This window comes from Polynucleobacter sp. es-EL-1, from assembly GCF_018687975.1.
GTDB lineage: Bacteria > Pseudomonadota > Gammaproteobacteria > Burkholderiales > Burkholderiaceae > Polynucleobacter.
In genome coordinates, this window is the sequence record NZ_CP061310.1 from 851,555 (window position 1) to 875,351 (window position 23,797).

Annotated in this window: 21 protein-coding genes, 2 tRNA genes and 1 riboswitch; of the genes, 8 read left to right on the plus strand and 15 right to left on the minus strand. The window is 46.9% G+C overall.

All coding sequences use genetic code 11. From position 1 onward, the window contains the following. Nucleotides 1–129 precede the first annotated feature (129 nt). A complete protein-coding gene (locus tag FD974_RS04340) occupies nucleotides 130–1,434 on the plus strand; it encodes a lipase family protein (RefSeq protein WP_215366188.1) in 1,305 nt (434 codons plus the stop codon). A 178-nt stretch (nucleotides 1,435–1,612) separates the two neighbouring features. On the opposite strand, the gene FD974_RS04345 is transcribed toward FD974_RS04340, so the two are convergent. Next, nucleotides 1,613–1,688: transfer RNA gene (locus FD974_RS04345), tRNA-Asn, on the minus strand. A 21-nt stretch (nucleotides 1,689–1,709) separates the two neighbouring features. Here FD974_RS04345 and thiD point away from each other — a divergent pair. Continuing rightward, nucleotides 1,710–2,594: a bifunctional hydroxymethylpyrimidine kinase/phosphomethylpyrimidine kinase gene (gene thiD, locus FD974_RS04350; RefSeq protein WP_215366191.1), complete on the plus strand. Its 885-nt coding sequence runs from the start codon at nucleotides 1,710–1,712 to the stop codon at nucleotides 2,592–2,594. Nucleotides 2,595–2,615: 21 nt separating this feature from the next. On the opposite strand, the gene FD974_RS04355 is transcribed toward thiD, so the two are convergent. The 10 genes from FD974_RS04355 to FD974_RS04400 all read right to left on the minus strand — a co-directional run bounded on the left by FD974_RS04355 (nucleotide 2,616) and on the right by FD974_RS04400 (nucleotide 11,734). Next, nucleotides 2,616–3,542, minus strand: a complete 927-nt coding sequence (locus tag FD974_RS04355) for a thiamine phosphate synthase (RefSeq protein WP_215366194.1) — start codon at nucleotides 3,540–3,542, stop codon at nucleotides 2,616–2,618. A gap of 12 nt (nucleotides 3,543–3,554) precedes the next feature. After that, nucleotides 3,555–4,373, minus strand: coding sequence for a thiazole synthase (locus tag FD974_RS04360; RefSeq protein WP_215366197.1), 819 nt, complete (start codon nucleotides 4,371–4,373; stop codon nucleotides 3,555–3,557). Between the two features lie 42 nt (nucleotides 4,374–4,415). After that, nucleotides 4,416–4,613, minus strand: a complete 198-nt coding sequence (thiS, locus tag FD974_RS04365; RefSeq protein ID WP_215366200.1) for a sulfur carrier protein ThiS — start codon at nucleotides 4,611–4,613, stop codon at nucleotides 4,416–4,418. Then, nucleotides 4,604–5,746, minus strand: coding sequence for an FAD-dependent oxidoreductase (locus tag FD974_RS04370; RefSeq protein WP_215366203.1), 1,143 nt, complete (start codon nucleotides 5,744–5,746; stop codon nucleotides 4,604–4,606). Before FD974_RS04370 ends, thiS begins: the two co-directional genes overlap by 10 nt. A 20-nt stretch (nucleotides 5,747–5,766) precedes the next feature. Next, nucleotides 5,767–7,692 carry a phosphomethylpyrimidine synthase ThiC gene (thiC, locus tag FD974_RS04375; RefSeq protein WP_251374664.1) on the minus strand — a complete coding sequence of 642 codons (1,926 nt, stop codon included), beginning with the start codon at nucleotides 7,690–7,692 and terminating at the stop codon, nucleotides 5,767–5,769. 40 nt (nucleotides 7,693–7,732) lie between these two features. Continuing rightward, nucleotides 7,733–7,839, minus strand: a riboswitch (TPP riboswitch). Nucleotides 7,840–7,911: 72 nt separating this feature from the next. Beyond that, on the minus strand, nucleotides 7,912–8,751 hold the full coding sequence (locus FD974_RS04380) for an NUDIX domain-containing protein (RefSeq protein WP_215366206.1): 840 nt from the start codon (nucleotides 8,749–8,751) through the stop codon (nucleotides 7,912–7,914). 225 nt (nucleotides 8,752–8,976) lie between these two features. Next, nucleotides 8,977–9,051 (minus strand) — tRNA-Arg (locus tag FD974_RS04385). A 75-nt stretch (nucleotides 9,052–9,126) separates the two neighbouring features. After that, nucleotides 9,127–9,270, minus strand: coding sequence for a hypothetical protein (locus tag FD974_RS04390; RefSeq protein ID WP_215366209.1), 144 nt, complete (start codon nucleotides 9,268–9,270; stop codon nucleotides 9,127–9,129). A 5-nt stretch (nucleotides 9,271–9,275) separates the two neighbouring features. Next, nucleotides 9,276–10,508: an MFS transporter gene (locus FD974_RS04395; RefSeq protein WP_371817129.1), complete on the minus strand. Its 1,233-nt coding sequence runs from the start codon at nucleotides 10,506–10,508 to the stop codon at nucleotides 9,276–9,278. A 5-nt stretch (nucleotides 10,509–10,513) separates the two neighbouring features. Next, nucleotides 10,514–11,734, minus strand: coding sequence for a CaiB/BaiF CoA-transferase family protein (locus tag FD974_RS04400; RefSeq protein ID WP_215366212.1), 1,221 nt, complete (start codon nucleotides 11,732–11,734; stop codon nucleotides 10,514–10,516). 79 nt (nucleotides 11,735–11,813) lie between these two features. On the opposite strand from FD974_RS04400, the gene FD974_RS04405 reads away from it, so the two are divergent. Then, the gene (locus FD974_RS04405) at nucleotides 11,814–13,802 is read left to right on the plus strand and encodes a DNA topoisomerase IV subunit B (protein ID WP_215366215.1); all 1,989 of its coding nucleotides are present in this window, start codon (nucleotides 11,814–11,816) and stop codon (nucleotides 13,800–13,802) included. A 74-nt stretch (nucleotides 13,803–13,876) separates the two neighbouring features. Further along, the gene (gene parC, locus FD974_RS04410) at nucleotides 13,877–16,249 is read left to right on the plus strand and encodes a DNA topoisomerase IV subunit A (RefSeq protein WP_251374680.1); all 2,373 of its coding nucleotides are present in this window, start codon (nucleotides 13,877–13,879) and stop codon (nucleotides 16,247–16,249) included. A 56-nt stretch (nucleotides 16,250–16,305) separates the two neighbouring features. Here parC and FD974_RS04415 read toward each other — a convergent pair whose 3' ends face one another. The 3 genes from FD974_RS04415 to FD974_RS04425 are packed head-to-tail and all read right to left on the minus strand — an operon-like array spanning nucleotide 16,306 to nucleotide 18,863. Beyond that, nucleotides 16,306–16,764 carry a RidA family protein gene (locus FD974_RS04415; protein ID WP_215366218.1) on the minus strand — a complete coding sequence of 153 codons (459 nt, stop codon included), beginning with the start codon at nucleotides 16,762–16,764 and terminating at the stop codon, nucleotides 16,306–16,308. Nucleotides 16,765–16,809: 45 nt separating this feature from the next. Further along, nucleotides 16,810–17,985: a VWA domain-containing protein gene (locus tag FD974_RS04420; protein WP_215366221.1), complete on the minus strand. Its 1,176-nt coding sequence runs from the start codon at nucleotides 17,983–17,985 to the stop codon at nucleotides 16,810–16,812. A gap of 20 nt (nucleotides 17,986–18,005) precedes the next feature. Continuing rightward, complete coding sequence (locus FD974_RS04425) at nucleotides 18,006–18,863, minus strand: MoxR family ATPase (protein WP_215366224.1); 858 nt, start codon at nucleotides 18,861–18,863, stop codon at nucleotides 18,006–18,008. Nucleotides 18,864–19,027: 164 nt separating this feature from the next. Between FD974_RS04425 and FD974_RS04430 the strand changes: the two genes are divergently transcribed. Both FD974_RS04430 and FD974_RS04435 read left to right on the plus strand, forming a co-directional pair. Further along, complete coding sequence (locus tag FD974_RS04430) at nucleotides 19,028–19,393, plus strand: cytochrome c (RefSeq protein WP_215366227.1); 366 nt, start codon at nucleotides 19,028–19,030, stop codon at nucleotides 19,391–19,393. A 17-nt stretch (nucleotides 19,394–19,410) separates the two neighbouring features. Beyond that, complete coding sequence (locus FD974_RS04435) at nucleotides 19,411–19,755, plus strand: cytochrome c (protein WP_215366230.1); 345 nt, start codon at nucleotides 19,411–19,413, stop codon at nucleotides 19,753–19,755. A gap of 65 nt (nucleotides 19,756–19,820) precedes the next feature. Here the strand turns inward: FD974_RS04435 and FD974_RS04440 are convergent, their stop codons facing one another. Then, nucleotides 19,821–20,459: a GntR family transcriptional regulator gene (locus tag FD974_RS04440; protein ID WP_215366233.1), complete on the minus strand. Its 639-nt coding sequence runs from the start codon at nucleotides 20,457–20,459 to the stop codon at nucleotides 19,821–19,823. A 96-nt stretch (nucleotides 20,460–20,555) separates the two neighbouring features. On the opposite strand from FD974_RS04440, the gene scpA reads away from it, so the two are divergent. Then, the gene (gene scpA, locus FD974_RS04445) at nucleotides 20,556–22,751 is read left to right on the plus strand and encodes a methylmalonyl-CoA mutase (protein ID WP_251374665.1); all 2,196 of its coding nucleotides are present in this window, start codon (nucleotides 20,556–20,558) and stop codon (nucleotides 22,749–22,751) included. 14 nt (nucleotides 22,752–22,765) lie between these two features. Then, complete coding sequence (gene meaB / locus FD974_RS04450) at nucleotides 22,766–23,791, plus strand: methylmalonyl Co-A mutase-associated GTPase MeaB (RefSeq protein ID WP_215366235.1); 1,026 nt, start codon at nucleotides 22,766–22,768, stop codon at nucleotides 23,789–23,791. Nucleotides 23,792–23,797: the final 6 nt, after the last annotated feature.

The window sequence follows — 23,797 nt, forward strand, 5'->3', positions numbered from 1 at the left end:
AATACATTATTTTGATTTTCTACTATCGACCAATAGGGGTCGCCTAATTTATCTAAATGCGAGCACTTTGAAAACCAATAAAGCTAGTGTTTAATATTAGTTTTATAACCTTCATTACCTATTTAAACTATGAAACGAATTGCTTGCTTGTCAGTTTTAACATTCGGTACAGCCCTGAGTATTTTTTCATCTACTGTATATGCTGAGCCACCAATGCAACCTTTTTATGCTGCAGTCATGAAGATGGCCCCTGAAGGTAAATTAGGTCAAGTAATAAAGAAGGAAAAAATTGCCACTTCAGTCAAAGGTGCGCAAGCTTGGAGGGTTGCTTATATTTCATCTGATATATCAGGTAGAAAAACGATTGCAACTGGGATGGTAGTTGCACCTGTGGGGGCGGCCCCTGCTGGTGGTCGCCCTGTTATGACTTGGGCACATGGCACGACCGGAACAGCCCAAAACTGTGGCCCCTCTCAAGTCTTTGACCCAGTCGTTCCTTTAAATGAGTATTTCTTGATGGATGGAAATTCGTGGACTGACTACGGCATACCTGCTGTAGATGAATTTATTAAAGAAGGTTACGTAATAGCAGCCACCGATTACCAGGGTTTGGGTGGTGGTGGCAAGCATCAATATGGCGTTGCCGCAACTAACGGTATGGATGCAATTAATGCAGCTCGTGCCGCAGGCTCCATGAAAGAAACGGGAGCCAATAAAAAAGCAATCGTATATGGCTGGTCACAAGGTGGGGGAGCTACTATTGCTGCAGCAAGTAGGCCTGAGTATATAAAACAAAAGGGAACTGCCTTTGATGATCTAGATGTTCTTGGCTTCGTTGCAATGGCGCCGCAAGATGTAGCGGTTTTGGCACCAGCAGGTAAGCTTGATCAAGCGAGTGCTGATAAGTATTTTGCCGCATCTCAAAAGGAGTTCTCCAATAATATCTTCAATTTTGGCCATGCAACGATGTTTTATTGGGGAACTCAAGCCGCTTTTCCAGATCTTAAATTATCCGAAGTTTTTACTGATGAAGGTGTGAAGGTATTTAATAAGATCTACGGTAATAAATGTATGCATGTGGGTAGCGATACTCTTAATTACTACTACAGCTCAAACTTCATGAAGTTAGTTAATTCAAAGCCTACCAATACTTTGGCGTGGGCTGAGGCGATGGTAAAAGGCAGTGTTGCACCAGTAAAACCTGCTGCACCGGTACAAATTTACTTTGGCACTGCTGATACTGTAATTCCGCCACCAATGCATAAAGCTTATCAAGATCAAATATGCAAGTTGGGTGGTAACGTTGGAAGGATGCAGTTGCCAGGAGAGCAGACGCACTTTTCAACCCCTCCAGAGGCTAAGCAGTATTACTTGCCTTGGATTAGGGATAGGATTGCAGGCAAGCCATTGGCTAATGCTTGCCCTCAAAGTTAGTTCAAATTCTCTTGATTAGAAAGCCACCTTCGGATGGTTTTTCTTTGGACGTCTGCTTGGGGTTGATAGCCGATATTTAATCTTCATCGGATTGATTACCCGCAGAACAATTTGAGCCATTCCCTACCGGGCAATACCAATAAAAAAGCCCCTAGATTGCTCTAGGGGCTTACTTATTTGGCTCCTCGACCTGGGCTCGAACCAGGGACCTACGGATTAACAGTCCGGCGCTCTACCGACTGAGCTATCGAGGAATAAGCCGATATTATAGCAAGATGAAATCACTCACCCCAACTTCTATACAGATCCCTAAAGTATTGACCATTGCCGGGTCAGACAGCGGCGGTGGCGCAGGCCTACAGGCTGACCTCAAAGTCATTAGCGCCCTGGGCGGATATGGCATGACGGTAGTGACTGCGATTACCGCCCAGAACACCCTTGGTGTTAGCCGTATTCAGGATATTGACCTCGATGTGGTTGAGGCCCAAATAGATGCCGTTCTTTTGGATATTGGTGCTGATATTGTCAAGATTGGGATGTTAGCTAGCCCAGAAATCGTCCGAACAGTCGCAAAAGCACTTCGTCAGCACGGAGTAAAGCGGATTGTTTTGGATCCCGTTCTGCGGGCTACGTCAGGAGCCAGTTTGGGGGGTGATGATACCGCTCAGGCCATGATTGCCGAGTTATTTCCTATAGCAACTTTAATTACCCCCAATTTAGAAGAAACTTCCTTGCTTTTGGGTCGTGAAATCGCTGGGCCAAGTGACTTCAAGCTTGCCGCCGAAGAATTGCTCGATATGGGCCCTCAAGCAGTGCTCATCAAGGGTGGGCATTTAGACCCATCGCATACGCAGCTCACCGACTATTTAATGTGGCGCACGCTAGAAGATGGGCTCGAAGTAGTGCTAGCGAAGGAGTTCAAGCACTATCGCGTTAATACACCTAACACTCACGGTACAGGCTGTTCATTAGCATCAGCCATTGCCACCTATTTAGCTAGTGGCCATGATCTACCGCATTCAGTGGCTAAGGCAATTTCGTATGTGGAGGCAGGATTAGAAGCTGGTCGCTATTTAAGTATTGGCGAGGGTCCAGGGCCTCTATGGCATATGCATGATTTTTATAAAACGGCGCTGAGCGATGAAGGTGATCAGTACTGAGCAACGCTTTCTATTTACAGCTTAAGTTTGCATGAGCTCTTGGAGATGTTTAACGGCAGCAGTAGGATCTGGCTCACCAGTGATGGCCCTCACTAATGCTATTGAACCCACGCCACTTTGCGCGACCGCGTGAATACTTCCAGCATCAATACCGCCAATCGCAACTAAAGGATAGTGGCTCATGAGCTGCGTATATTTATATAAACGACCCAAGCCTTGCGGCACAGTAGGCATTACTTTGAGGTTTGTCGGAAAGACTGCTCCCATCGCAATATAGCTTGGACAAAGGCGATCGGCGCGCACCATTTCTGCATAGCCATGGGTGCTAATACCCAAACGTAACCCAGCATTTCTGATGACATCAAAATCTGCCGTGTCGAGATCCTCTTGCCCTAAATGAATGCCGTAGGCTCCCGCTTCAATAGCCTCTTGCCAGTAGTCGTTGATAAATAGCAAAGTCTTAGTGCCTTTAACTGCTTCAACGGACTGGGCTATTTGCTGCTTAATGCGTTTTTTGTCTTCGGATTTAAAGCGTAATTGCACTGTAGGGATCTGAGCATCGACCATACGCTTAACCCAATCCGCATCGGGCATCACCCCATAAAGACCTAAGCGCTGCGGACACTCAGCAAATGCCTTGGGATTCATATTGCGCGTCCAAGGTAGTAAATCAAAATGCTCGGGTCTAGAAGGCCACTTCAATGGATTAAAGCCGCCATCTTGATGCACCATACGAGACCATGCTTTACCTAAGATCTTGGCATCGCATTCAATAAAGCCCATGGCAACCGCGGCAACTGTGCCGGCCAACTCATAATGATCGGCCGCATGTTCATTATCAATTTGGGGTGGAGGTGAGCTCAAGCTAAAGCTCGGAATCGGCAGAGATAAATCATCATGGCTATGCGCAGCAATGATTTGATCAGCGAGATCGCGAACTAAGCTCATGAATAATGGGGTTTAACTTTGATGCCAAAAAGGGGTGCCCACTAATGGCGTGCTTGCCTGTGCAGATTCTTGCGCCTGCATGGCACCAGACAAATAGGCGGTTCGGCCCGCTTGCACTGATAATGCAAAGGCTTTAGCCATCGCAACGGGATCATCTGCAAGGGCAACGGCGGTATTGAGTAACACCCCATCAAAGCCCCATTCCATCACAGTGCAGGCATGAGAAGGTAAGCCTAAACCAGCATCCACCAATAATGGCACTTTCAGACGATCTCGTAAGAGTTGCATCGCATATGGATTGAGTGGGCCTTTGCCAGTCCCGATTGGGGCAGCCCAAGGCATGACTGCTTGGCAGCCAACATCAACTAAGCGTTGACACAAAATCAGATCTTCCGTGCAGTAGGGCAGCACTTTGAAGCCGTCTTTAATTAAAGTTTCGGCGGTACTCACTAAACGTAAGGTATCGGGTTGCAATGTGTAGTCATCACCAATGAGCTCTAACTTAATCCAATGGGTTTCAAAAACTTCTCTGGCCATCTGCGCAGTAGTAATCGCTTCTTGCGGGCTATGACAACCTGCAGTGTTGGGTAGTACTGGTACAGCCATTTTTTTCAGTAAATCCCAAAATCCAGAGTGCGCTTGCACTGTTGAGCTGCCTTGGCGGCGTAAGCTCACGGTAATCATTCCTGGATTGGATTGCTGCACAGCATTCTCCAGCACCTGTGGTGATGGGTAACGAGAGGTCCCGAGTAATAAGCGGCTTGCAAAAGACTCGCCATACAGAACAAATGGGTCTGCAATATTGAGAGACTGGGGCAGTGGGGCGGTCATTGTTTGATTAAATGGACAATAGAATTAAATAAGAGAACAGATCTAACCACCAGTGACCGGCGCGATCACTTCTACTTGGTCACCCTCACGCAGCAGATGCTCAGCATGCCGGGTTTTAGGTACAAACTGTAAATTGACGGCTACCGCATAGGGAGGTTTAGCTGAAATGAGTTCAAGCGCATCCAAAATAGTGCCGTTTTCTGGAAGCTGCTGCTCAACTTGATTCACTACTATGCGCATGTGCTCACCTCTTGTGTTGATGAATGCATGTCGACATGAAGACCAAGTTCATCGGCAGTGTGACTACTTCCAATACTCATGAGCTCAAGAGCGCAATCTAACACTGCTGGTGAAATCATAAAACCATGACGATAAAGGCCATTGATCTGCATCAGTGCCGCTTGGTGAGGCGCTTGATCAACCACAATAGCCGGTAAATTATCTTTGAGAGTTGGGCGACATTGGGTTGCCATCTCTAAAATACGGGCTTCTGCAAAACCACTGTGTACTGTGTAGACGGCACTGAGTAACTCCATAGCGGAGCGCACACTCATGGGCGACACATCTTCAGATTCAATTTCAGTAGCACCCACCACATAAACATCATCTTCTTTAGGAGCAATATAGATAGGGTAGCGTGGATGAATCAGGCGGGTAGGGCGACGCAGTTTAACTTCTGGTGCATATAAGCGAATGACTTCACCGCGAACCCCACGAAGATTTTGAGTATCTTTCCAAGCTGCTTTGGCACCTAAGCCGCGGCAATCAATGACCCAGTCAAAACCGGTTGATTCAGCTCTGAGATCCTCTGGGTTAATTGCTTGATTCCAGTGGCAAGGAACCTTCATTAACTGTAGTTCAACGAGCAATGCCTCTAAAAGTTGGCGATTGTCTAACTGTCCTTCATTGGGTAAGTAGAGCGCTTGTCCAAAACGCTCTGCAACCCCAGGTTCTATTTGCGCAAGCTCCTTGCTATCTAAGCGTTGTGCTTTAGGTAAGGTGCTATTACGCTCAGTATTGCGATCAAGGTGGGACGCAAAGCGCTCTGCATCACTGGTATCTTGCCGGTGCCACAAGATCAAGGTGCCATCTTGGTGAAAAAAAACCGGTTTAGCTAATTCATCAATCAGCTGTCGCCAACGGGGCAGACTATAGACTCCCATCCGAACAACGTTATCTTCAGTAATTGCAGACTCCGCCAATGGCGCTAGCATTGCTGCTGCTATGCGTGCTGCCGAGTCAAGTCCTTGCGAGCTCCCTTTTTCATAGAGCTCTACCTTGGCACCACGCTTTGCCAGTGCAACCGCCAGCAGCCGACCCATCAGGCCGGCGCCAACGATGGCGTAATGGTGATTGGCAAAAGCGCTAGTCATGTCAACAATCTATATCCGCTTTACTGATAAATCTCACTGCCACGCTTGCGGAACTCTGCTGACATTTCTTCCATACCTTTGACCGCTTCTTCTGCGGCAATCGGAATGACTTTGGCTTTAGGGTTGCCATCTGCATCTAAAGTTGCTGCGTAATCGCGTACTTCTTGAGTGATCTTCATGGAGCAGAACTTCGGACCACACATTGAGCAGAAATGCGCAATCTTGGCACCTTCAGCAGGCAGCGTGGCATCGTGATACTCACGTGCACGCTCGGGATCAAGACCTAGATTAAATTGATCTTCCCAGCGGAACTCAAAGCGGGCTTTAGATAAAGCATTGTCACGTACTTGTGCACCAGGCAATCCCTTAGCTAAGTCCGCACCATGAGCAGCAATCTTATAAGTGATGATGCCTTCGCGGACATCTTCCTTATCCGGTAAACCCAAATGCTCTTTGGGTGTGACATAGCAAAGCATCGCAGTGCCGTACCAGCCAATTTGCGCTGCACCAATACCACTGGTGATGTGGTCATAGCCTGGCGCAATATCAGTGATCAATGGTCCAAGCGTATAGAAGGGCGCTTCTAAGCAATGTTTGAGTTCCTCAGTCATGTTTTCTTCAATGCGCTGCATGGGAACGTGGCCAGGGCCTTCAATCATGACTTGAACATCATGCTTCCAAGCTTTAGCTGTGAGCTCACCCAAAGTATGGAGTTCACCAAACTGCGCGGCATCATTGGAGTCAGCAATACAACCAGGACGCAAGCCATCACCCAGACTAAAGGACACGTCATAGGCTTTCATGATTTCGCAGATCTCATCAAACTTCGTATAAAGGAAGTTTTCTTTATGGTGAGCTAAGCACCATTTAGCCATGATGGAGCCACCACGAGAAACAATGCCCGTAATACGATCAGCTGTGAGCGGTACATAACGCAGCAATACACCAGCATGAATCGTGAAGTAATCAACGCCTTGCTCGGCTTGTTCAATCAAAGTATCGCGGAACATTTCCCAAGTAAGGTCTTCGGCAATGCCGCCGGTTTTATCCAGCGCTTGGTAAATTGGTACAGTACCAATCGGAACTGGAGAGTTACGAATAATCCACTCACGGGTTTCATGAATATGCTTACCAGTAGATAAGTCCATGATGGTGTCTGCACCCCAACGGATAGACCACACCATTTTTTCTACTTCTTCATTAATCGAAGAGGTCACTGCTGAGTTGCCTAAGTTGCCGTTAATCTTCACGCGGAAGTTACGACCAATAATCATGGGTTCCAATTCTGGGTGATTGATATTGGCTGGAATGATTGCGCGGCCAGCAGCAATTTCAGAACGCACAAATTCACCAGTAACGATGTCTGGCAAATTGGCACCATAACTCTTACCTGGATGTTGCTTCAATAATTGTTTGTAAGCGGGATCTTTGCGCAATTGCTCCAGACCCATGGACTCCCGTAGGGCTACGTATTCCATCTCTGGCGTCACAATCCCTTTGCGAGCGTAGTACATTTGACTCACATTCTGTCCAGCCTTAGCAACACGTGGAGCGGTGATGTGGGCAAAGCGCAGATTTTGTGTTGCTTCATCTTGAGCGCGCGCTACGCCGTATTCAGAGCTAGGGCCTGAGAGTTGTTCGGTATCGTTGCGCTCCTCAATCCAACGCTTACGCAGATGAGGCAAACCTTTTTCTAGGTTGATCACAATATCGGGATCACTGTAAGGGCCTGAAGTGTCATAGACCGGCACTGGTGGGTTTGCAACCATCTCCTCACCAACACGGGTTGGCAATTGCTCAATCATCCGAATCGGTGCCTTGATATCCGGACGAGAACCTTCGAGGTAGGTTTTAGTGGAAGCAGGGTAGGCAAATTTTTGCCCAAAGTCACGCTCTAAGCTTTTTAAGCTTGGAATTTCTTGTTTGCTTTTATTCTTAGTACTCATGTCCATCTCCTGACGTAATGTAGATGGACGAAACCGGGTGACGGTCTGATGGAAAACTCCCCACGCCAGCATTACCTGGATCGGGTTATAGGGTCTTTCTCAGCGCCTGACAGAAACTTCTCTGTAAGGGCACCCCTGTTTCATCCTTGTGACTTATTTAACCACGAAATAGCAAAGCAATGTGTGACTCATATCAAGACTTTGCTTCTGGGACGACTTTTAGCTTGGTGCTGAATTTCGTAAGATGAAATCTGCTGTGACAAAGGCAGCATCGCTGGTAAATTCATCCGCCAAAATGCGGGCTGCCGCTTCTGAGAGGGGGATTTGTATAAATCCACTCACTTCACCGTCGTGATTGGTCGGTATAAAGTTCTCGGCCAGCTCTAAATCGTAGACATACAGCTGCTCATCATGAAAACCGCGGTTGGGAATCGGGCGCCGCATATGAATGCGTCCTACTGGACTAATCTGATCGGCGATGTGCAATGGCACGCCAGCTTCTTCCCAGAGCTCTCTGCGGGCATTGACCCAGGGTGTTTCATCGGCCCCAATACCACCAGCGGCAAGGTTATCTAGGCGCCCAGGATCGGTCGGCTTGGTTTCGCTACGACGCCCAAGCCAAAGATGGCCAGATTTGGTATAGCCATTGATATGGCTAGCCATGCTTTGAAAGCCAAAAGTTCTAAATGCAGCGCGCTCTAGTCGGAAGTACTCGTGCCCATCCTTGCCGACCCAGGCAAAGTCTTCATTGCGCCAACCCGGAATAAAGCCACCCATGCGCATTCTGTCGGCTAAAACCCTGAGGCTATTGGATAGGAGCAATGGACTTGCCCTCTGAATCGTCAATCGATCATGGCCAAGGTTTACAAAGGGAACGGATTCTTTTTGGAGGGATTCTTGCAAAAAGGGGACATATTCAGGATTCAGATGACCAATTGGCAAGTTGTCTTGTGGTGCGGCAGCGCAATAAATCGGCATGAAGTCATGAGGAGCTGATCTTGACGTGTTTTGCAACATCTCTTCAAGCGCTGCTCGTGTGCTGGTCGTAATCTTATACATGAGTGGAGTGTAAGAGAAATCTGCAAGCTATTGTGATTGTCAATAAAAAACAGAATTAAAAATTCTTTAAGTTGCTCAGATTGTCAACATATCTTTACTGAAAAATAGATCAGATTGGTATGCACATTATTTAAGCAAGCCAGATCACTCTATACAAATCTATGACTTACGAAAACTTTCGGCGATTTATCCACATAAGCTGTGGATAAGTTTTGTGTGTTGAAGTGGTCCCGCCGACAGGAATCGAACCTGTATCCCACGCTTAGGAGGCATGTGCACTATCCATTGTGCTACGGCGAGGCGAAGTAAATAAAAAAGTTAAAACGCGTAATGCAAAATCATGTTAGGCAAATGTATTATCCATGGCCCAGTAATTTACCAGCCACACATTGCCCACACTTGATTAGTGAGTGCCACCATCACCTCTGGTGCAAAGTAAGACATAAATACTAATAGCAATACCACGCCAATCGAAACTATCCAGATACTTTTTAAGAAGAAGGGCTGAATCCGCATCATCAGATCTAGGCCGAAGCAGTTCTCAAAATTGCTTTTTCTTTAATCGGCAGATTGACTAAAAAAGCAAAGACCCCTAGAGCAATGGCAATATTCCAAACAATTAAATACGATCCTGTTTGATCAAATAAATATCCACCCAGATAAGCGCCGCAAAAACTCCCAAGTTGGTGCGAAAAGAACACCAAGCCAGAAAGCATAGAGAGATATTTAACCCCGAATACTTGAGCCACAATGGCGTTCGTTAGGGGGATTGTGGAGAGCCATAAAAAACCCATGACGGCAGCAAATATATAGGTGCTAGCGGGGCTCAGTGGTAGCCAAATAAAGCCCATAATTGCCACTGATCTGAGGATGTAAATACCAGACAGTAGATAGCGCTTCGGGAAGCGTTGACCTAATATTCCAGCACTATACGTCCCAAAAATATTAAATAAACCAATTAAAGCTAAAGCAGTGGTTGCCACCGCAGGTGCTCCAACATCCTGATAGATTTTGGACATGTCTTTTAGGTAGGGGGCAAGGTGAACGGCAATGAACACCACCTGAAATCCGCAAACAAAGTAACCTAAGGTGAGCAGTTGAAAGCTATGGTTGTGCATCGCTTCTTTTAATGCTTCTTTAATCGTTTGATTATTCGATTGAAGTGTTTTTTCGAGTGGGGGTTCACGTAATGCAAATGCAATCGGAATCATTAAGCTTGCCATCAGTGCCAATATAAGCAATGCATCATTAGCGCCAAATTGACTTAGTAAACCTTGCTCAACAGGAATCATCAGAAATTGTCCAAATGATCCGGCGGCTGCAGCAATACCCATCGCCCAAACGCGTTTCTCGGCAGCAACGTTCCTTCCTAAGATTCCATAAATCACACTGTAGGTTGTTGCTGTTTGTGCAAGCCCAATGAGTAAACCCCCAGCAAGTGAAAAATTCATAGCGCTAGTTGATAAAGCCATACCAGCTAAACCCAGTGCATAAAGCACACCACCTGCAAGCATGATTCGGAATGCACCAAAGCGATCAGCCAATGCTCCTGTCACTGGTTGAAATGCACCCCAAATTAAATTTTGCAAGGCAATGGTGAGCGCAAAAGTCTCACGCCCCCAGCCATTGGCTAAAGTGATGGGAAGGTTAAAAAGCCCAAACCCATGACGAATACCCATGGAAAAAGTGACCATCAGGCCACCAAAAATGAGTACTTGTTTCAGAGATAGCTTCTGACTGCTGGTCATCGCTAGCATGAGGCTTAAACAATGCCTTTTTCTTGGAGGTCAGCGATAGTGTCGGCATCCATTTGGAGGCGTTCACGCAAAATTTCATTGGTATGCTGACCCAGTAAGGGTGGGGCTAGGCGTACTTCTACCGGCGTTTCCGACAGTCTCATTGGGCTAGCTACCAACTTCATGGTGCCAGCGCTTGGGTGGGGAACCTCAATTTGAACCCCTCTAAGCTTGACTTGCTCGTTGTCGAACACCTCTTTGAAGTTGTTAATAGGACCACAAGGAACGTTGGCTGCTTCAAGTAGGCTAATCCACTGAGCCTTCGTTTTCTTACGGGTCATCTCTTCTAGCAATGGAATCAATAACTTGCGGTGTTCCACACGTAAGGGGTTGGACGCATAGAGAGGGTTTTCAGCCAATTGGGGCTCACCACCTGCGGTCACAAAATGCTTGAACTGACCATCGTTCCCAACGCCCACAATGATCCAGCCATCAGAACTGGGGAAGGTCTGGTAAGGGACGATGATGGGAGAGGCGTTGCCCCAGCGGCGCGGAACCTTGTCTGAGCATAAATAGGCGCTAGAGACATTGGCCATGACTGCAATTTGAGTATCTAAAAGGGCCATATCGATGTATTGGCCTTGGCCTGTGCGATCGCGGTGAATTACCGCGGCCAAAATGGCGGTACTGGCATACATGCCCGTAAAAATGTCAGCAATGGCCACGCCAGCCTTTTGTGGGCTGGCTCCGGGAAAGTCATCTGCTTCACCGGTCACACTCATAAAACCACCCATACCTTGGATGATGAAGTCATAACCAGGGCGATGAGCGTAAGGACCGTCTTGACCAAAACCGGTAATAGAGCAGTAAATAAGGTCTGATTTAACCTTTTTGAGGCTCTCGTAATCTAAGCCGTACTTGGCAAGATCACCTACTTTGTAGTTTTCAATGACAACATCAGACTCTTTAGCGAGTTCTTTGATGATTTGTTGACCCTCAGGTTTGCTGATATCCACGGTAATTGAGCGTTTATTGCGATTAATGCAAATAAAATAGGCAGATTCAGTGGTTTCCTGACCATCTTGGTCTTTTGCAAAGGGAGGACCCCAGTGACGGGTGTCATCACCAGCGCCGGGACGCTCCACTTTGATGACATCTGCACCAAGATCGGCGAGATTTTGTGCACACCATGGACCTGCAAGCACACGGCTGAGGTCTAAAACGCGAATATGACTTAAGGCTCCCATCCCCCAATTTTGGCATGAAAGAAGGGGTAATTTGTGGAAAATTCAGGTTTTGTTTGAGACATGACTACAATTTGCGCGCATGGCTACCCGTAAAACTTCCGAATACAGTGAATCATCAATCCAGGTCCTTAAGGGGCTCGAACCTGTCCGACAGCGGCCGGGAATGTACACCCGTACTGATAACCCTTTGCACATCATTCAAGAGGTGCTCGATAACGCTTCAGACGAGGCTTTAGGGGGTTTTGGTAAGCAAATTATTGTGACTTTGCATACTGACGGCAGCGTGAGTATTGAGGATGATGGCCGAGGTATTCCCGTGGGAATGCATCCTACCGAGAAGCTTCCGGTAGTAGAAATCGTTTTCACCCAGCTTCATGCGGGTGGCAAGTTTGAAAAAGGCACTGGTGGGGCTTATGCCTTCTCAGGCGGTTTGCATGGCGTTGGTGTTTCCGTTACGAATGCCTTATCCAAGCGTCTAGAAGTTACTGTATGGCGTGACGGACAAGTATCTACGCTCACTTTTGCTGATGGCAAGGTGATTGAAAAGCTCAAATCCGTCTCTGCAGGCAAAGAAGATAAAACACACGGTACGCGAGTGCGTGCCTGGCCCGACGGAAAGTATTTTGATAGCTCCGCTATTCCGATGCCAGAACTGATTCGTCTGCTGCGTTCCAAGGCCGTTCTTTTGCCAGGCGTCAAAGTGACCCTTATTCAAGAGAAGTCTGGCGAGTCTCAAACTTGGCAATACGCTCAAGGTCTGCGTGGTTACCTCAATGAAGCAATGGCCCAAGCGGGTCATGGTGCTGAAGTCATTCCTCCTTTTGAAGGTGAGCAATACGCTACTGGAAGTGGTGATGACGATTCATTTGCAGAGGGAGAGGGTGCAGCGTGGGTTGTTGCTTGGACTGAGGATGGTGCACCAGTGCGAGAGAGTTACGTCAACCTCATTCCAACACCAGCCGGTGGAACGCATGAGAGTGGTCTGCGCGAAGGTCTGTTTAATGCTGTAAAAGGCTTTATCGAGATGCACGCCCTGCAACCGAAGGGCGTGAAGTTAATGCCGGAAGACGTTTTTGCGCGTGCCTCCTTTATTTTGTCCGCCAAGGTTTTAGATCCTCAGTTCCAAGGGCAGATTAAAGAGCGTCTGAACTCGAGAGATGCGGTCCGTTTGGTTTCTGGTTATAGCAAGTCTGCCTTAGAGCTTTGGCTCAATGAGCATGTGGATTATGGTCGTAAGCTTGCTGATTTAGTCATCAAGCAAGCTCAGGCAAGAACGCGTGCCGGTCAAAAAGTGGAGAAGAAAAAATCCTCTGGGGTTGCGGTTCTTCCGGGCAAGCTGACTGATTGCGAAAGCCAAGATACTGGCTTAAACGAAATCTTCTTAGTAGAGGGCGACTCTGCGGGTGGCTCAGCCAAGATGGGGCGTAATAAAGAGTATCAAGCGATCTTGCCACTACGAGGTAAGGTGCTCAATACCTGGGAAGCAGAGCGCGATCGCCTATTTGCCAATAATGAAGTGCATGACATCGCAGTAGCGATTGGTGTAGATCCCCATGGCGCTAATGACAATCCAGATTTATCGAACTTACGCTATGGCAAGGTGTGTATTTTGTCTGATGCGGACGTCGATGGCGCCCACATTCAGGTATTACTGCTGACTTTGTTCTATAAACATTTCCCTAAACTCATTGAGTTAGGTCATGTACATATTTCAAGGCCACCTCTGTTTAGAGTCGATGCACCAGCGCGTGGCAAAAAGCCGGCTCAGAAAATTTATGCTTTGGATGCTAATGAGCTGCAAGCCATTGAAGATAAGTTGCGTAAAGATGGCGTGAAAGAGTCTGCTTGGCAAATCTCCCGCTTTAAAGGCTTGGGGGAGATGAGTGCAGAACAACTATGGGACACCACCCTCAATCCAGACACTCGACGTTTACTGCCAGTGACTTTAGGTAGCTGGACTGAAGATGAAACAATCAAAACGATGGATATGCTCATGGGTAAATCCGAATCCGGGGCGCGTCGTGATTGGCTAGAAGAGCGCGGCAACGAAGTAGAGGCGGATATTTAATGGCGACTAAAAAAACTCCAGGCGGTACTGGTTCAGACGATCAAGCGGACTTATTCGCAGGCGAACCGATTGAAATGAACATCGTTGAAGTGGATGAGCCCATTGCTCCTCAGGTAGGTGGACCTAAAGATCCGCATGACCCCAAAGTCATTGAGCTCAATGAAGATGATAAAGATAGCCTAACGCTCGCTGTCTATGCGGAGCGTGCTTATCTTGACTACGCCATTAGCGTGGTTAAAGGTCGCGCATTGCCTGACGTATCGGATGGTCAAAAGCCTGTACAGCGCCGCATTCTGTTCTCAATGAGTGAGATGGGTTTGCGCGCTGATGCTAAGCCCGTGAAGAGTGCCCGTGTAGTTGGTGACGTTTTGGGTAAATTTCATCCGCATGGTGATCAGTCAGCCTATGACGCATTAGTACGCTTGGCGCAAAGCTTTTCATTGCGCTACCCACTGATTGATGGGCAAGGTAACTTTGGCTCACGCGATGGTGATGGTGCTGCAGCGATGCGCTATACCGAAGCACGACTCACTAAGATTGCCAGCCTGCTGTTAAGTGAAATTGATGAGGGTACAGTCGATTTCGCTCCAAACTATGATGGTTCTTTCCAAGAGCCGAAGCTGTTGCCAGCGCGCTTACCGTTTGTATTGCTAAATGGAGCATCAGGTATTGCTGTGGGTATGGCTACCGAGATTCCTTCACACAATCTACGTGAAGTAGCAAGCGCGGCGATTGCCTTAATGAAGTCTCCGAAGATGAGTACTTCAGAATTGTTGGAGATCATGCCTGGCCCAGACTATCCAGGTGGTGGGCAAATTATTTCTTCTGCAGCAGAAATAGCGCAGATTTATGAAACTGGCCGAGGTAGCGTCAAGGTTAGAGCACGCTGGTCTGTCGAAGAATTGGCACGTGGTCAATGGCAAGTGATTGTGAATGAGTTGCCACCATCCACATCTTCCCAGCGGGTATTGCAAGAGATTGAAGAAATTACAAACCCGAAGGTGAAGGTTGGTAAAAAGACCTTAACGCCTGAACAAAATAATCTGAAGTCCACTATTTTGAATGTCTTAGATGGTGTGCGCGATGAATCCAGTAAAGATGCAGCCGTACGCTTGGTCTTTGAGCCTAAGAGCAAGAATATTGACGTCAATGAATTCGTCAACCTCTTGTTAGCGCATACCTCGCTTGAATCCAATGCCCCAATGAATTTGGTGATGATTGGCACGGATGGTCGTCCACGTCAAAAAGGCTTAAAAGAAATTATTTCTGAATGGATTTCGTTTAGGGTTGCTACCGTCACTCGGCGCACGCAACATCGCTTAAATAAAGTCAAAGACCGGATGCATATTTTGGAAGGGCGCCTTACCGTTCTTCTGAATATTGATAAGGTGATTAAGATTATTCGCAATAGCGATGAGCCTAAGCTTGATTTAATGAAAGAATTTAAGCTTAGCGAGCGCCAAGCAGAAGATATTTTGGATATCCGTTTGCGTCAGTTGGCTCGCTTAGAAGGCATCAAGATCGAGCAAGAATTAAAAGAGCTGAAATCGGAGCGCGAGGACTTAGAAGGTCTCTTGCAAAGCGACACTGTTTTGCGTAAGCGCATCATCAAAGAAATTGAAGCGGACATGAAAGAGTTTGGCGATGATCGCCGCACTTTAATATTGGAAGATAAGCGTGCTGTTGCTGAAACGAAGGTGCTCGATGAGCCGGTGACAGTGATTGTTTCTCAGAAAGGCTGGGTGAGGGTTCGGCAAGGTCATGAACATGACGCCACCCAGTTTGGTTTCAAAGCGGGTGATGCTCTCTATGCCACCTTTGAGTGCCGCACCATTGACGTGATGCAAGGCTTTGGTAGTGATGGTCGAGTCTATACCGTAGCGGTTAGCGAATTACCCGGTGCACGTGGTGATGGTTCACCATTAACCAGCTTTGTGAACTTGGCAGCAGGTTCGCAAATGGTTGCCTACTATGCTGGTCAAGCGGATGATTTGGTGCTGATATCAACCAGAGCAGGCAATGGTTTCTTGGCCAATGTCGCTGACATGACTACCCGTAATAAGGCTGGTAAATCGTTTGTAGGGATTGATAGCAAATTCCCAGGTGGAGATGCTCCTCTTGGCGCAGCTAAAGTCACTGCAGGTATGAAGCAAGTTGCTTGTCTTTCTGAGAGTTCTAAGTTGCTGGTATTCCCGCTCGATGAACTTAAGCGTTTACCTACAGGTGGTAAAGGTGTGATTTTGATGGGCTTAGATGACAAAGAGAAGTTGGCATCGGCTATCGCAGTCGGCCCTGACGGCGCCACTTACTCTGGTGCTGGACGCGCAGGTAAGCCAACCGAGTTGAGTCTTGATGCAAAAACCCTGAAATCGTTTGCTGGCAATCGTGCTCGCAAAGGCCATTTCGTGGAACCTCGCCTCAAAGACGGCAAGCTCAAAGCAAATTAAGTTTGTATTGAAATGCTTCAAAGCCTAGTGAGTTTTTTCACTAGGCTCTTGAACCTTTAAATTTCAGCGATTAATTCAATTTCAACGCAAGCGCCCAGTGGAATCTGAGCCACACCAAAAGCGCTACGAGCATGCTTACCAGCCTCCCCAAATACCTCAAAGAGGAGCTCTGAGCAGCCATTCACTACCAAGTGCTGTTCTGTAAATTCTGAAGTGGAGTTGACTAAGCCCATGACCTTGACGATGCGCTTGACTCTGTCAAGTGACCCAAGGTGATTTTGCAAGGTGGCAATCAGATCAATTGCAATGGATTTAGCAGCTGCTTTGCCAGTTTCAGTGTCCATGTCTAAACCGAGCTTGCCAACCCAAGGCTTGCCATCTTTTTTAGCAATATGCCCAGATAAAAAGACGGTATTGCCAGTTGTCGCTGCCATGACATAGGCTGCTGCAGGAGGTCCAGGAGGCGGTAAATCAATGCCTAAAGTTTTGAGACGATCGCTAATAAGATTGGTCATGGTGTAGAAGTCTGTGAGAGTTAGAAAAATGGGAATTGATAAATCTTACTTGGAAAGTTGGCGCATGGCATCCTCAAGTCCATTCATGGTGACGGGATACATACGATCTTTCATGAGGCCTTGCATGATTTCAATGGATTGTCGATATTGCCAAATGGATTCTGGTTCTGGATTGAGCCAGGCGTAGTGGGGGAAATGATCAGTGAGGCGATGTATCCAGGTTGCGCCAGATTCTCGATTGTTGTACTCAACTGCACCATTGGGGCTGAGTATTTCATAAGGCGACATGGTCGCGTCACCCACAAAAATCAGCTTGTAATCTGACCCATACTTGTTGATGACATCTTGAGTGCTGGTAACTTGATCACGTCTACGGCGATTACTTTGCCATAGATGTTCATACACGCAGTTATGAAAATAATAGTGCTCAAGATGCTTAAATTCAGTTTTGACTGCAGTAAATAATTCCGATATCCGCTGCACATGGTCATCCATAGACCCACCCACATCCATCAATAGCAATACTTTGACTTGGTTATGCCGCTCTGGCCGCATCTGTATATCAAGCATCCCCGCATTAGCAGCTGTAGAGTGAATGGTTTTATCGAGATCAAGCTCAAGACGGGATCCCGATCTTGCAAAGCGGCGAAGACGGCGCAAAGCCATTTTGATGTTGCGGGTACCTAGACTCAAGTCGCTGTCATAGTCTTTAAATTCTCGAGCTTCCCAGACTTTGATAGCAGTGCGATTGCCAGCGCTTTCACCGCCAATACGAATACCTTCTGGATGGTAGCCACTGTGACCAAATGGAGAAGAGCCGCCAGCTCCAATCCATTTTTTGCCGCCACCATGCCATTCCTTTTGTTCTTTCATGAGCTCTTGCAAGCGTTTTTGCAGTGCCTGTGGGCCGCCTAATTTTTGTAAGGCTGCTTTTTCTTCGGCGCTCAGTACTCTTTGTAATTTCTTTTCTAGCCAATCCGCAGGAATATCAGGGGCTAGGGCGATAATCTTTTCAATACCCTGAAAGTAGGCCCCAAAAACTTGATCAAAGCGATCAAAGTATTGCTCATCTTTGACTAAGGTCATCCGTGCCAACTGGTAAAACTCATCGATGGAAGGTTCGATGACTCCGGCCTTTAAGGCATCGAGCAAACTTAAGAACTCTCGAACAGAAACCGGAATTTTGGCTTCTTTTAAGCTCAAGAAAAATTCAATCAGCATGAGATGGCGCGAAAAAAGGCTTAGCGGTTATTGCGATTCATCATCACTAGACGCTCAAATAAATGAACATCCTGCTCATTCTTCAGGAGTGCACCATGTAGAGGTGGCACCACCACTTTGTCATCATTGCTATGCAACGCTTGCGCCGGAATATCTTCTGCTAACAAGAGTTTGAGCCAATCGATGAGTTCCGAAGTGGATGGTTTTTTCTTGATGCCGGGCAGTGAACGAATTTGATAGAAGGACTTTAAAGCAGCCTCTAATAAATCCTGTTTGATATTGGGGTGATGAACATCAATAATACTTTGCATGGTTGTGGCATCTGGAAATGCGATGTAATGAAAGAAGCAACGACGCAAAAATGCATCGGGCAATTCTTTTTCATTATTGGAGGTGATGATGACTAAAGGACGGTGTTTTGCTTTAATCAGCTCGCGCGTTTCGTAAACATAAAACTCCATGCGATCGATTTCTCGCAAGAGATCATTGGGAAACTCAATATCCGCTTTATCAATTTCATCAATTAATAAGACAACAGGTTCATTCGCTTCAAATGCCTGCCAAAGCACTCCTTTGATGATGTAGTTGCGGATATCCTTTACTTTTTCATCGCCTAACTGAGAGTCCCTTAAGCGGCTCACGGCATCGTATTCGTATAAACCTTGCTGAGCCTTAGTAGTCGATTTGATATGCCATTGCATCAGAGGCATCTTGAGGGCTGCTGCCACTTCCTCCGCCAGCATGGTTTTTCCGGTCCCTGGCTCACCTTTAATTAGGAGAGGGCGCTCAAGCTTCATTGCCGCATTGACCGCCAGCTTGAGATCTTCCGTGGCAACATAGGATTGAGAGCCATCAAATCGGTTTTGTGCTGTAGTCATGGGGTTCCGTACTTTAAGGATAGAAATTGCGCTCCAGTATAGGTAAATAGACGACAAATTTCAGTGTTTTCACTGATTTCTAGGTGTCAGATAGGGGGGAAGCTTCCAGTCTCCGCTATACTCTTTGCAAATTGATCTAAATCAAACTGTTAATAATGATTTCTATGAAAAAACACCACATTTTTACCCAATTGGCTGTTTGTGCTGGTTTGGCTCTCACTGGCTTATCAGCCCAAGCTCAAGACGTCAAAGGTTCTGCCCAGGCCGGTCAAGGCAAGGTCTGGCTTTGCATTGGTTGCCATGCTATTCCTGACTATCGCGCTGACTATCCTTTGGTTTATAAAGTGCCCATGTTGGGCGGCCAAAATGCTGCCTATATCGCGAGCTCATTAGCTGCCTATAAGAAAGGCGAAAGAAAGCATCCAACGATGCGTTCTATTGCTGCCAGCTTATCTGATCAAGATATGGCTGATCTTGGCGAATACTATGCTGTGCAAACTGCCAGCTCACCGAATAACCCATTGAAGTGATATTTAGAGGCATGTTTATGAAATTCGCACTCATTACCGCCATGTTGTTATCCAGCATTGGTATTGCGCAAGCTGCCAATGTTGAAAAGGGCAAGGCTTTAGTAGAAAAGGCTAACTGTGGTTCATGCCATGGCGCTAATTTAAATACCCCAATCTTGCCCGCTTATCCAAAATTAGCTGGTCAATATGCTGATTACTTGTACTATGCCTTGCGTGCATATCAAGTGGGCAACAGTAATGCTATGTATGGCCGCAATAACGCAGTAATGTCCTCACAGGTCCAAAATTTCACGGATGCTGATTTGAAGGATATGGCTGCTTATATCTCTAAATTACCTGGAAACTTTGTAGTTAAGAAATAAGCTAACCTTCAGGTATTAAATCTAATGGCTTAGGTTAATTACCTAAGCCATTGTTTTATAAAGATTTATTTTGTTGCTTCTAAGCCGCGTGCTAGGTGTTTTCGCATCGCTAGCTCAGCTGCAACACCATCTCTTTTCAGGATTGCTTGGAGTATTTCACGGTGTTCGGTGAGAGAGCTCAGGAGTCGTCCACTGCGACTCAGAGAGTCACGGCGTTGCAGTTTAAGAACCTTGCGCAAATCAACAATGACGCCATTCATCCATTTATTGCCGGCAATGTCCTGGATCATGTCGTGAAATTTCACATTAATTTCAAAAAATTGCTCAATATCTCTATCGGCAGCTGCTTTTTCTAAGCGGTGATGGAGGTTGTCTAAAGCGGTTAACTGCTCCTCGCTAGCCTTTAATGCGGTTTCTTTTGCTGCTTGACCCTCTAAGAGGGAGAGTACTGTAAAAATTTGCTCTAGATCTCGTCGGTCAACTTCTGTGACGTAGGCACCTTTATTCATTTTGGTAGTGACTAGTCCTTCTGAAGCCAAAACCTTGATGGCTTCTCGCATGGGTGTGCGGCTGATCCCAAACTGTAGAGCCAGACTTTGCTCGTCAAGCCAGCTTCCAGGGGCTAATTCATGCGCAAATATTTGCTCACGGAGACGCTCTGCAACATCCTCGTATAGCGGCCGATTGATTAGTTTTGTATTCATAATTATGTATACAGTATCTAGACAAATAAAAAAAAGTCAAGCAAAATAGCCCTACAAATTTAGCAACAATGTAATAAAGCCAACCAGGAGTGCTTTATGAGTGCCAATAAAAATAAGTCTGCATCTAAGTCATCTGCTACTTGGCCTAAGGTGCCAGAAAGTAATTTAGAGGCGTGGAAAAAATCAGCGCAAAAGTCTGCGCCCAATGGTGATGTAGACCGCTTAGGTTGGAAAACGCCAGATGGCATTCATTTAAAAGCGTTGTATACATCTGAAGATGTCGATGGCCTTCAGTACACCAATTCATTGCCAGGGTTTGAGCCATTTGTGCGCGGTCCACAGGCAACGATGTACTCCGTTCGTCCATGGACTATCCGCCAATATGCTGGCTTTTCTACTGCAGAAGAATCCAATGCCTTCTATCGCAAAGCTCTTGATGCGGGCGGTCAAGGTGTATCCGTTGCTTTTGACTTAGCGACACATCGTGGCTATGACTCAGATCATCCGCGCGTCACTGGCGACGTTGGTAAGGCGGGTGTTGCAATCGATTCTGTAGAGGATATGAAAATTTTGTTTGATGGCATTCCATTAGACAAGGTATCTGTGTCGATGACGATGAATGGTGCTGTCTTGCCTGTGCTGGCAGGTTACATCGTGGCAGGCGAAGAGCAGGGCGTTAAACAAGAATTGCTATCGGGAACAATTCAGAATGACATTCTGAAAGAGTTTATGGTGCGCAATACCTATATCTACCCGCCTGAGCCTTCCATGCGCATTATTGGCGACATCATTGAATACACCGCGAAACACATGCCTAAATTTAACTCGATATCTATTTCGGGTTATCACATGCAAGAGGCTGGCGCCAATCAAGTACTAGAACTGGCTTTCACTTTGGCCGATGGCAAAGAGTATGTAAAAACTGCGCTCGCAAAAGGTCTGGATGTAGATGGCTTTGCTGGACGCCTTTCTTTCTTCTTTGCAATTGGTATGAACTTCTATTTAGAGGTGGCAAAGCTACGCGCAGCTCGTCTTTTGTGGTGGCGCATCATGAAGTCGTTTGAGCCTAAAAATCCAAAGTCATTGATGTTGCGCACGCACTGCCAAACATCAGGCTGGTCTTTAACGGAGCAGGATCCCTATAACAACGTAGTCCGTACTACCGTAGAAGCGATGGCAGCGGTGTTTGGCGGTACTCAATCTTTGCACACGAATTCTTTCGATGAAGCGATTGCACTACCATCCGAATTTTCAAGCCGCATTGCGCGTAATACCCAACTCATTCTCCAAGAAGAAACCCATATCACTAGCGTGATTGATCCTTGGGCAGGTTCTTACATGATGGAGAACTTAACGCAAGAGATGGCTGATAAGGCTTGGGAAATCATCGAAGAAGTCGACGCCATGGGCGGTATGACGAAGGCCGTTGAGAGTGGCTGGGCAAAGCTCAAGATTGAAGCTGCTGCTGCAGAGAAACAAGCCAAGATTGATTCGGGATCCGATGTCATTGTTGGTGTCAATAAATATAAGCTTGGTAAAGAAGATCTTGTTGATGTCTTAATGATCGACAACGATAAGGTTCGCGAGAGTCAAGTAGCGCGTTTGAAAGAGATTAAGGCTAAGCGCGATAGCCAAAAGGTTGAGGCAGCACTAGAGGCTTTGACCAAAGCTGCAGAAGACAATACCGGCAACTTGTTGGAGTTGGCGGTTCAAGCGATTCGCTTACGTGCTACCGTTGGCGAAGTTTCTGATGCATTGGAGAAAGTTTACGGGCGCCATCGCGCCGATACTCAAAAGGTGACCGGTGTGTATGCAGCTGCTTATGACTCAGCGGAAGGCTGGGAAAAACTCAAAGTCGAGATCGCTGATTTCGCAAAAGATTTTGGTCGTCGTCCACGCGTGATGATTGCCAAGCTGGGTCAAGATGGTCATGATCGCGGTGCCAAGGTTGTTGCTACTGCCTATGCTGACCTCGGTTTTGATGTGGATATCGGACCACTCTTTCAAACGCCTGAAGAGTGTGCGCGCCAAGCAATTGAAAATGATGTCCATGCTTTGGGCGTTTCAACCTTAGCGGCTGGTCACAAGACATTGGTGCCTGCGATTATTGCTGAGCTTAAAAAACAAGGCTCAGATGACATCATTGTTTTCGTCGGGGGCGTCATCCCACGCCAGGATTATGAGTTCCTTTATGAGGCTGGTGTGAAAGGTATCTACGGTCCAGGTACGCCTATTCCCGCTTCTGCAAAGGATGTTCTTGAGCAGATTCGTAAATCTGTAAAGCCTACTTAAGTTAGGCTTTGAGTATGCTTGAAGCTGCTGACCAAGTTCTGGTGAATGATCTCACCGGTGCACCATCGCTGCGTCAGCGACGGGCATTGGCAAAGATCATTACCTTGCTTGAGTCAACCCGCATGGATCATCGCAAGCGTGCGGATGATGTTCTCAATACCTTATTGCCCAAAACTGGCAAATCTTTTCGTTTGGGAATCTCCGGCGTGCCAGGAGTAGGTAAATCCACCCTGATTGAAACGCTCGGCTTATATCTCATTGAAAAAGGTCATCGTGTTGCGGTCCTAGCAATTGACCCATCTTCTAGCTTATCTGGTGGCTCGATACTGGGGGATAAAACCCGTATGGAGAAATTATCGGTATTGGATAACGCCTTCATTCGTCCAAGCCCATCATCTTGCACCTTAGGGGGTGTGGCTGAGAAGACCCGTGAAGCGATGTTAGTAGCAGAGGCTGCAGGATTTGATGTAGTGATTGTTGAAACAGTGGGCGTTGGTCAAAGTGAAATTGCAGTGGCCGGCATGACAGATATGTTCTTACTCTTACAGCTACCTAATGCTGGTGATGATCTTCAGGCGATTAAAAAGGGTGTGATGGAGATTGCCGACCTCATCGTGATTAATAAGGTGGATATTGATCCTGATGCAGCAATGCGGGCGCAACTATTTATTACCAGCTCTTTAAGATTGCTGGGATTCCAAGGCAATCCCGACCATGCTTCGCATGACCAAGAGTATTGGCATCCCTCAGTGATGACCTTAAGCGCATTGCAAGGAAATGGTGTTCCTGAACTGTGGGAAAAAATTCTGCATTTTCAAAAGCTCCAGAACGCCAATGGCAAGCTGCAATCACGTCGTCAACAGCAGGCAGGCGCATGGATGTGGGACAGAATTGATGCCGGCCTTAAGAATGCTTTTCGCAATCATCCAGCAGTACAAACATTATTACCTGACTTAAGTGCCCAGGTAAATCAAGGAACCATGGCTGCTTCAGTTGCCGCGCGACGTTTGCTCGAGGCAATGGGGCATGAATTTTTCTAAGGGAGT

What these genes read in the sequence shown, in the direction of transcription:
- FD974_RS04340 (WP_215366188.1), top strand. Translation starts at nt 130, where the DNA reads ATGAAACGAATTGCTTGCTTGTCAGTTTTAACATTCGGTACAGCCCTG.
- thiD (WP_215366191.1), top strand. Translation starts at nt 1,710, where the DNA reads ATGAAATCACTCACCCCAACTTCTATACAGATCCCTAAAGTATTGACC.
- FD974_RS04355 (WP_215366194.1), bottom strand. Translation starts at nt 3,542, where the DNA reads ATGAGCTTAGTTCGCGATCTCGCTGATCAAATCATTGCTGCGCATAGC.
- FD974_RS04360 (WP_215366197.1), bottom strand. Translation starts at nt 4,373, where the DNA reads ATGACCGCCCCACTGCCCCAGTCTCTCAATATTGCAGACCCATTTGTT.
- thiS (WP_215366200.1), bottom strand. Translation starts at nt 4,613, where the DNA reads ATGCGCATAGTAGTGAATCAAGTTGAGCAGCAGCTTCCAGAAAACGGC.
- FD974_RS04370 (WP_215366203.1), bottom strand. Translation starts at nt 5,746, where the DNA reads ATGACTAGCGCTTTTGCCAATCACCATTACGCCATCGTTGGCGCCGGC.
- thiC (WP_251374664.1), bottom strand. Translation starts at nt 7,692, where the DNA reads ATGAGTACTAAGAATAAAAGCAAACAAGAAATTCCAAGCTTAAAAAGC.
- FD974_RS04380 (WP_215366206.1), bottom strand. Translation starts at nt 8,751, where the DNA reads ATGTATAAGATTACGACCAGCACACGAGCAGCGCTTGAAGAGATGTTG.
- FD974_RS04390 (WP_215366209.1), bottom strand. Translation starts at nt 9,270, where the DNA reads ATGATGCGGATTCAGCCCTTCTTCTTAAAAAGTATCTGGATAGTTTCG.
- FD974_RS04395 (WP_371817129.1), bottom strand. Translation starts at nt 10,508, where the DNA reads ATGCTAGCGATGACCAGCAGTCAGAAGCTATCTCTGAAACAAGTACTC.
- FD974_RS04400 (WP_215366212.1), bottom strand. Translation starts at nt 11,734, where the DNA reads ATGGGAGCCTTAAGTCATATTCGCGTTTTAGACCTCAGCCGTGTGCTT.
- FD974_RS04405 (WP_215366215.1), top strand. Translation starts at nt 11,814, where the DNA reads ATGGCTACCCGTAAAACTTCCGAATACAGTGAATCATCAATCCAGGTC.
- parC (WP_251374680.1), top strand. Translation starts at nt 13,877, where the DNA reads ATGAACATCGTTGAAGTGGATGAGCCCATTGCTCCTCAGGTAGGTGGA.
- FD974_RS04415 (WP_215366218.1), bottom strand. Translation starts at nt 16,764, where the DNA reads ATGACCAATCTTATTAGCGATCGTCTCAAAACTTTAGGCATTGATTTA.
- FD974_RS04420 (WP_215366221.1), bottom strand. Translation starts at nt 17,985, where the DNA reads ATGCTGATTGAATTTTTCTTGAGCTTAAAAGAAGCCAAAATTCCGGTT.
- FD974_RS04425 (WP_215366224.1), bottom strand. Translation starts at nt 18,863, where the DNA reads ATGACTACAGCACAAAACCGATTTGATGGCTCTCAATCCTATGTTGCC.
- FD974_RS04430 (WP_215366227.1), top strand. Translation starts at nt 19,028, where the DNA reads ATGAAAAAACACCACATTTTTACCCAATTGGCTGTTTGTGCTGGTTTG.
- FD974_RS04435 (WP_215366230.1), top strand. Translation starts at nt 19,411, where the DNA reads ATGAAATTCGCACTCATTACCGCCATGTTGTTATCCAGCATTGGTATT.
- FD974_RS04440 (WP_215366233.1), bottom strand. Translation starts at nt 20,459, where the DNA reads ATGAATACAAAACTAATCAATCGGCCGCTATACGAGGATGTTGCAGAG.
- scpA (WP_251374665.1), top strand. Translation starts at nt 20,556, where the DNA reads ATGAGTGCCAATAAAAATAAGTCTGCATCTAAGTCATCTGCTACTTGG.
- meaB (WP_215366235.1), top strand. Translation starts at nt 22,766, where the DNA reads ATGCTTGAAGCTGCTGACCAAGTTCTGGTGAATGATCTCACCGGTGCA.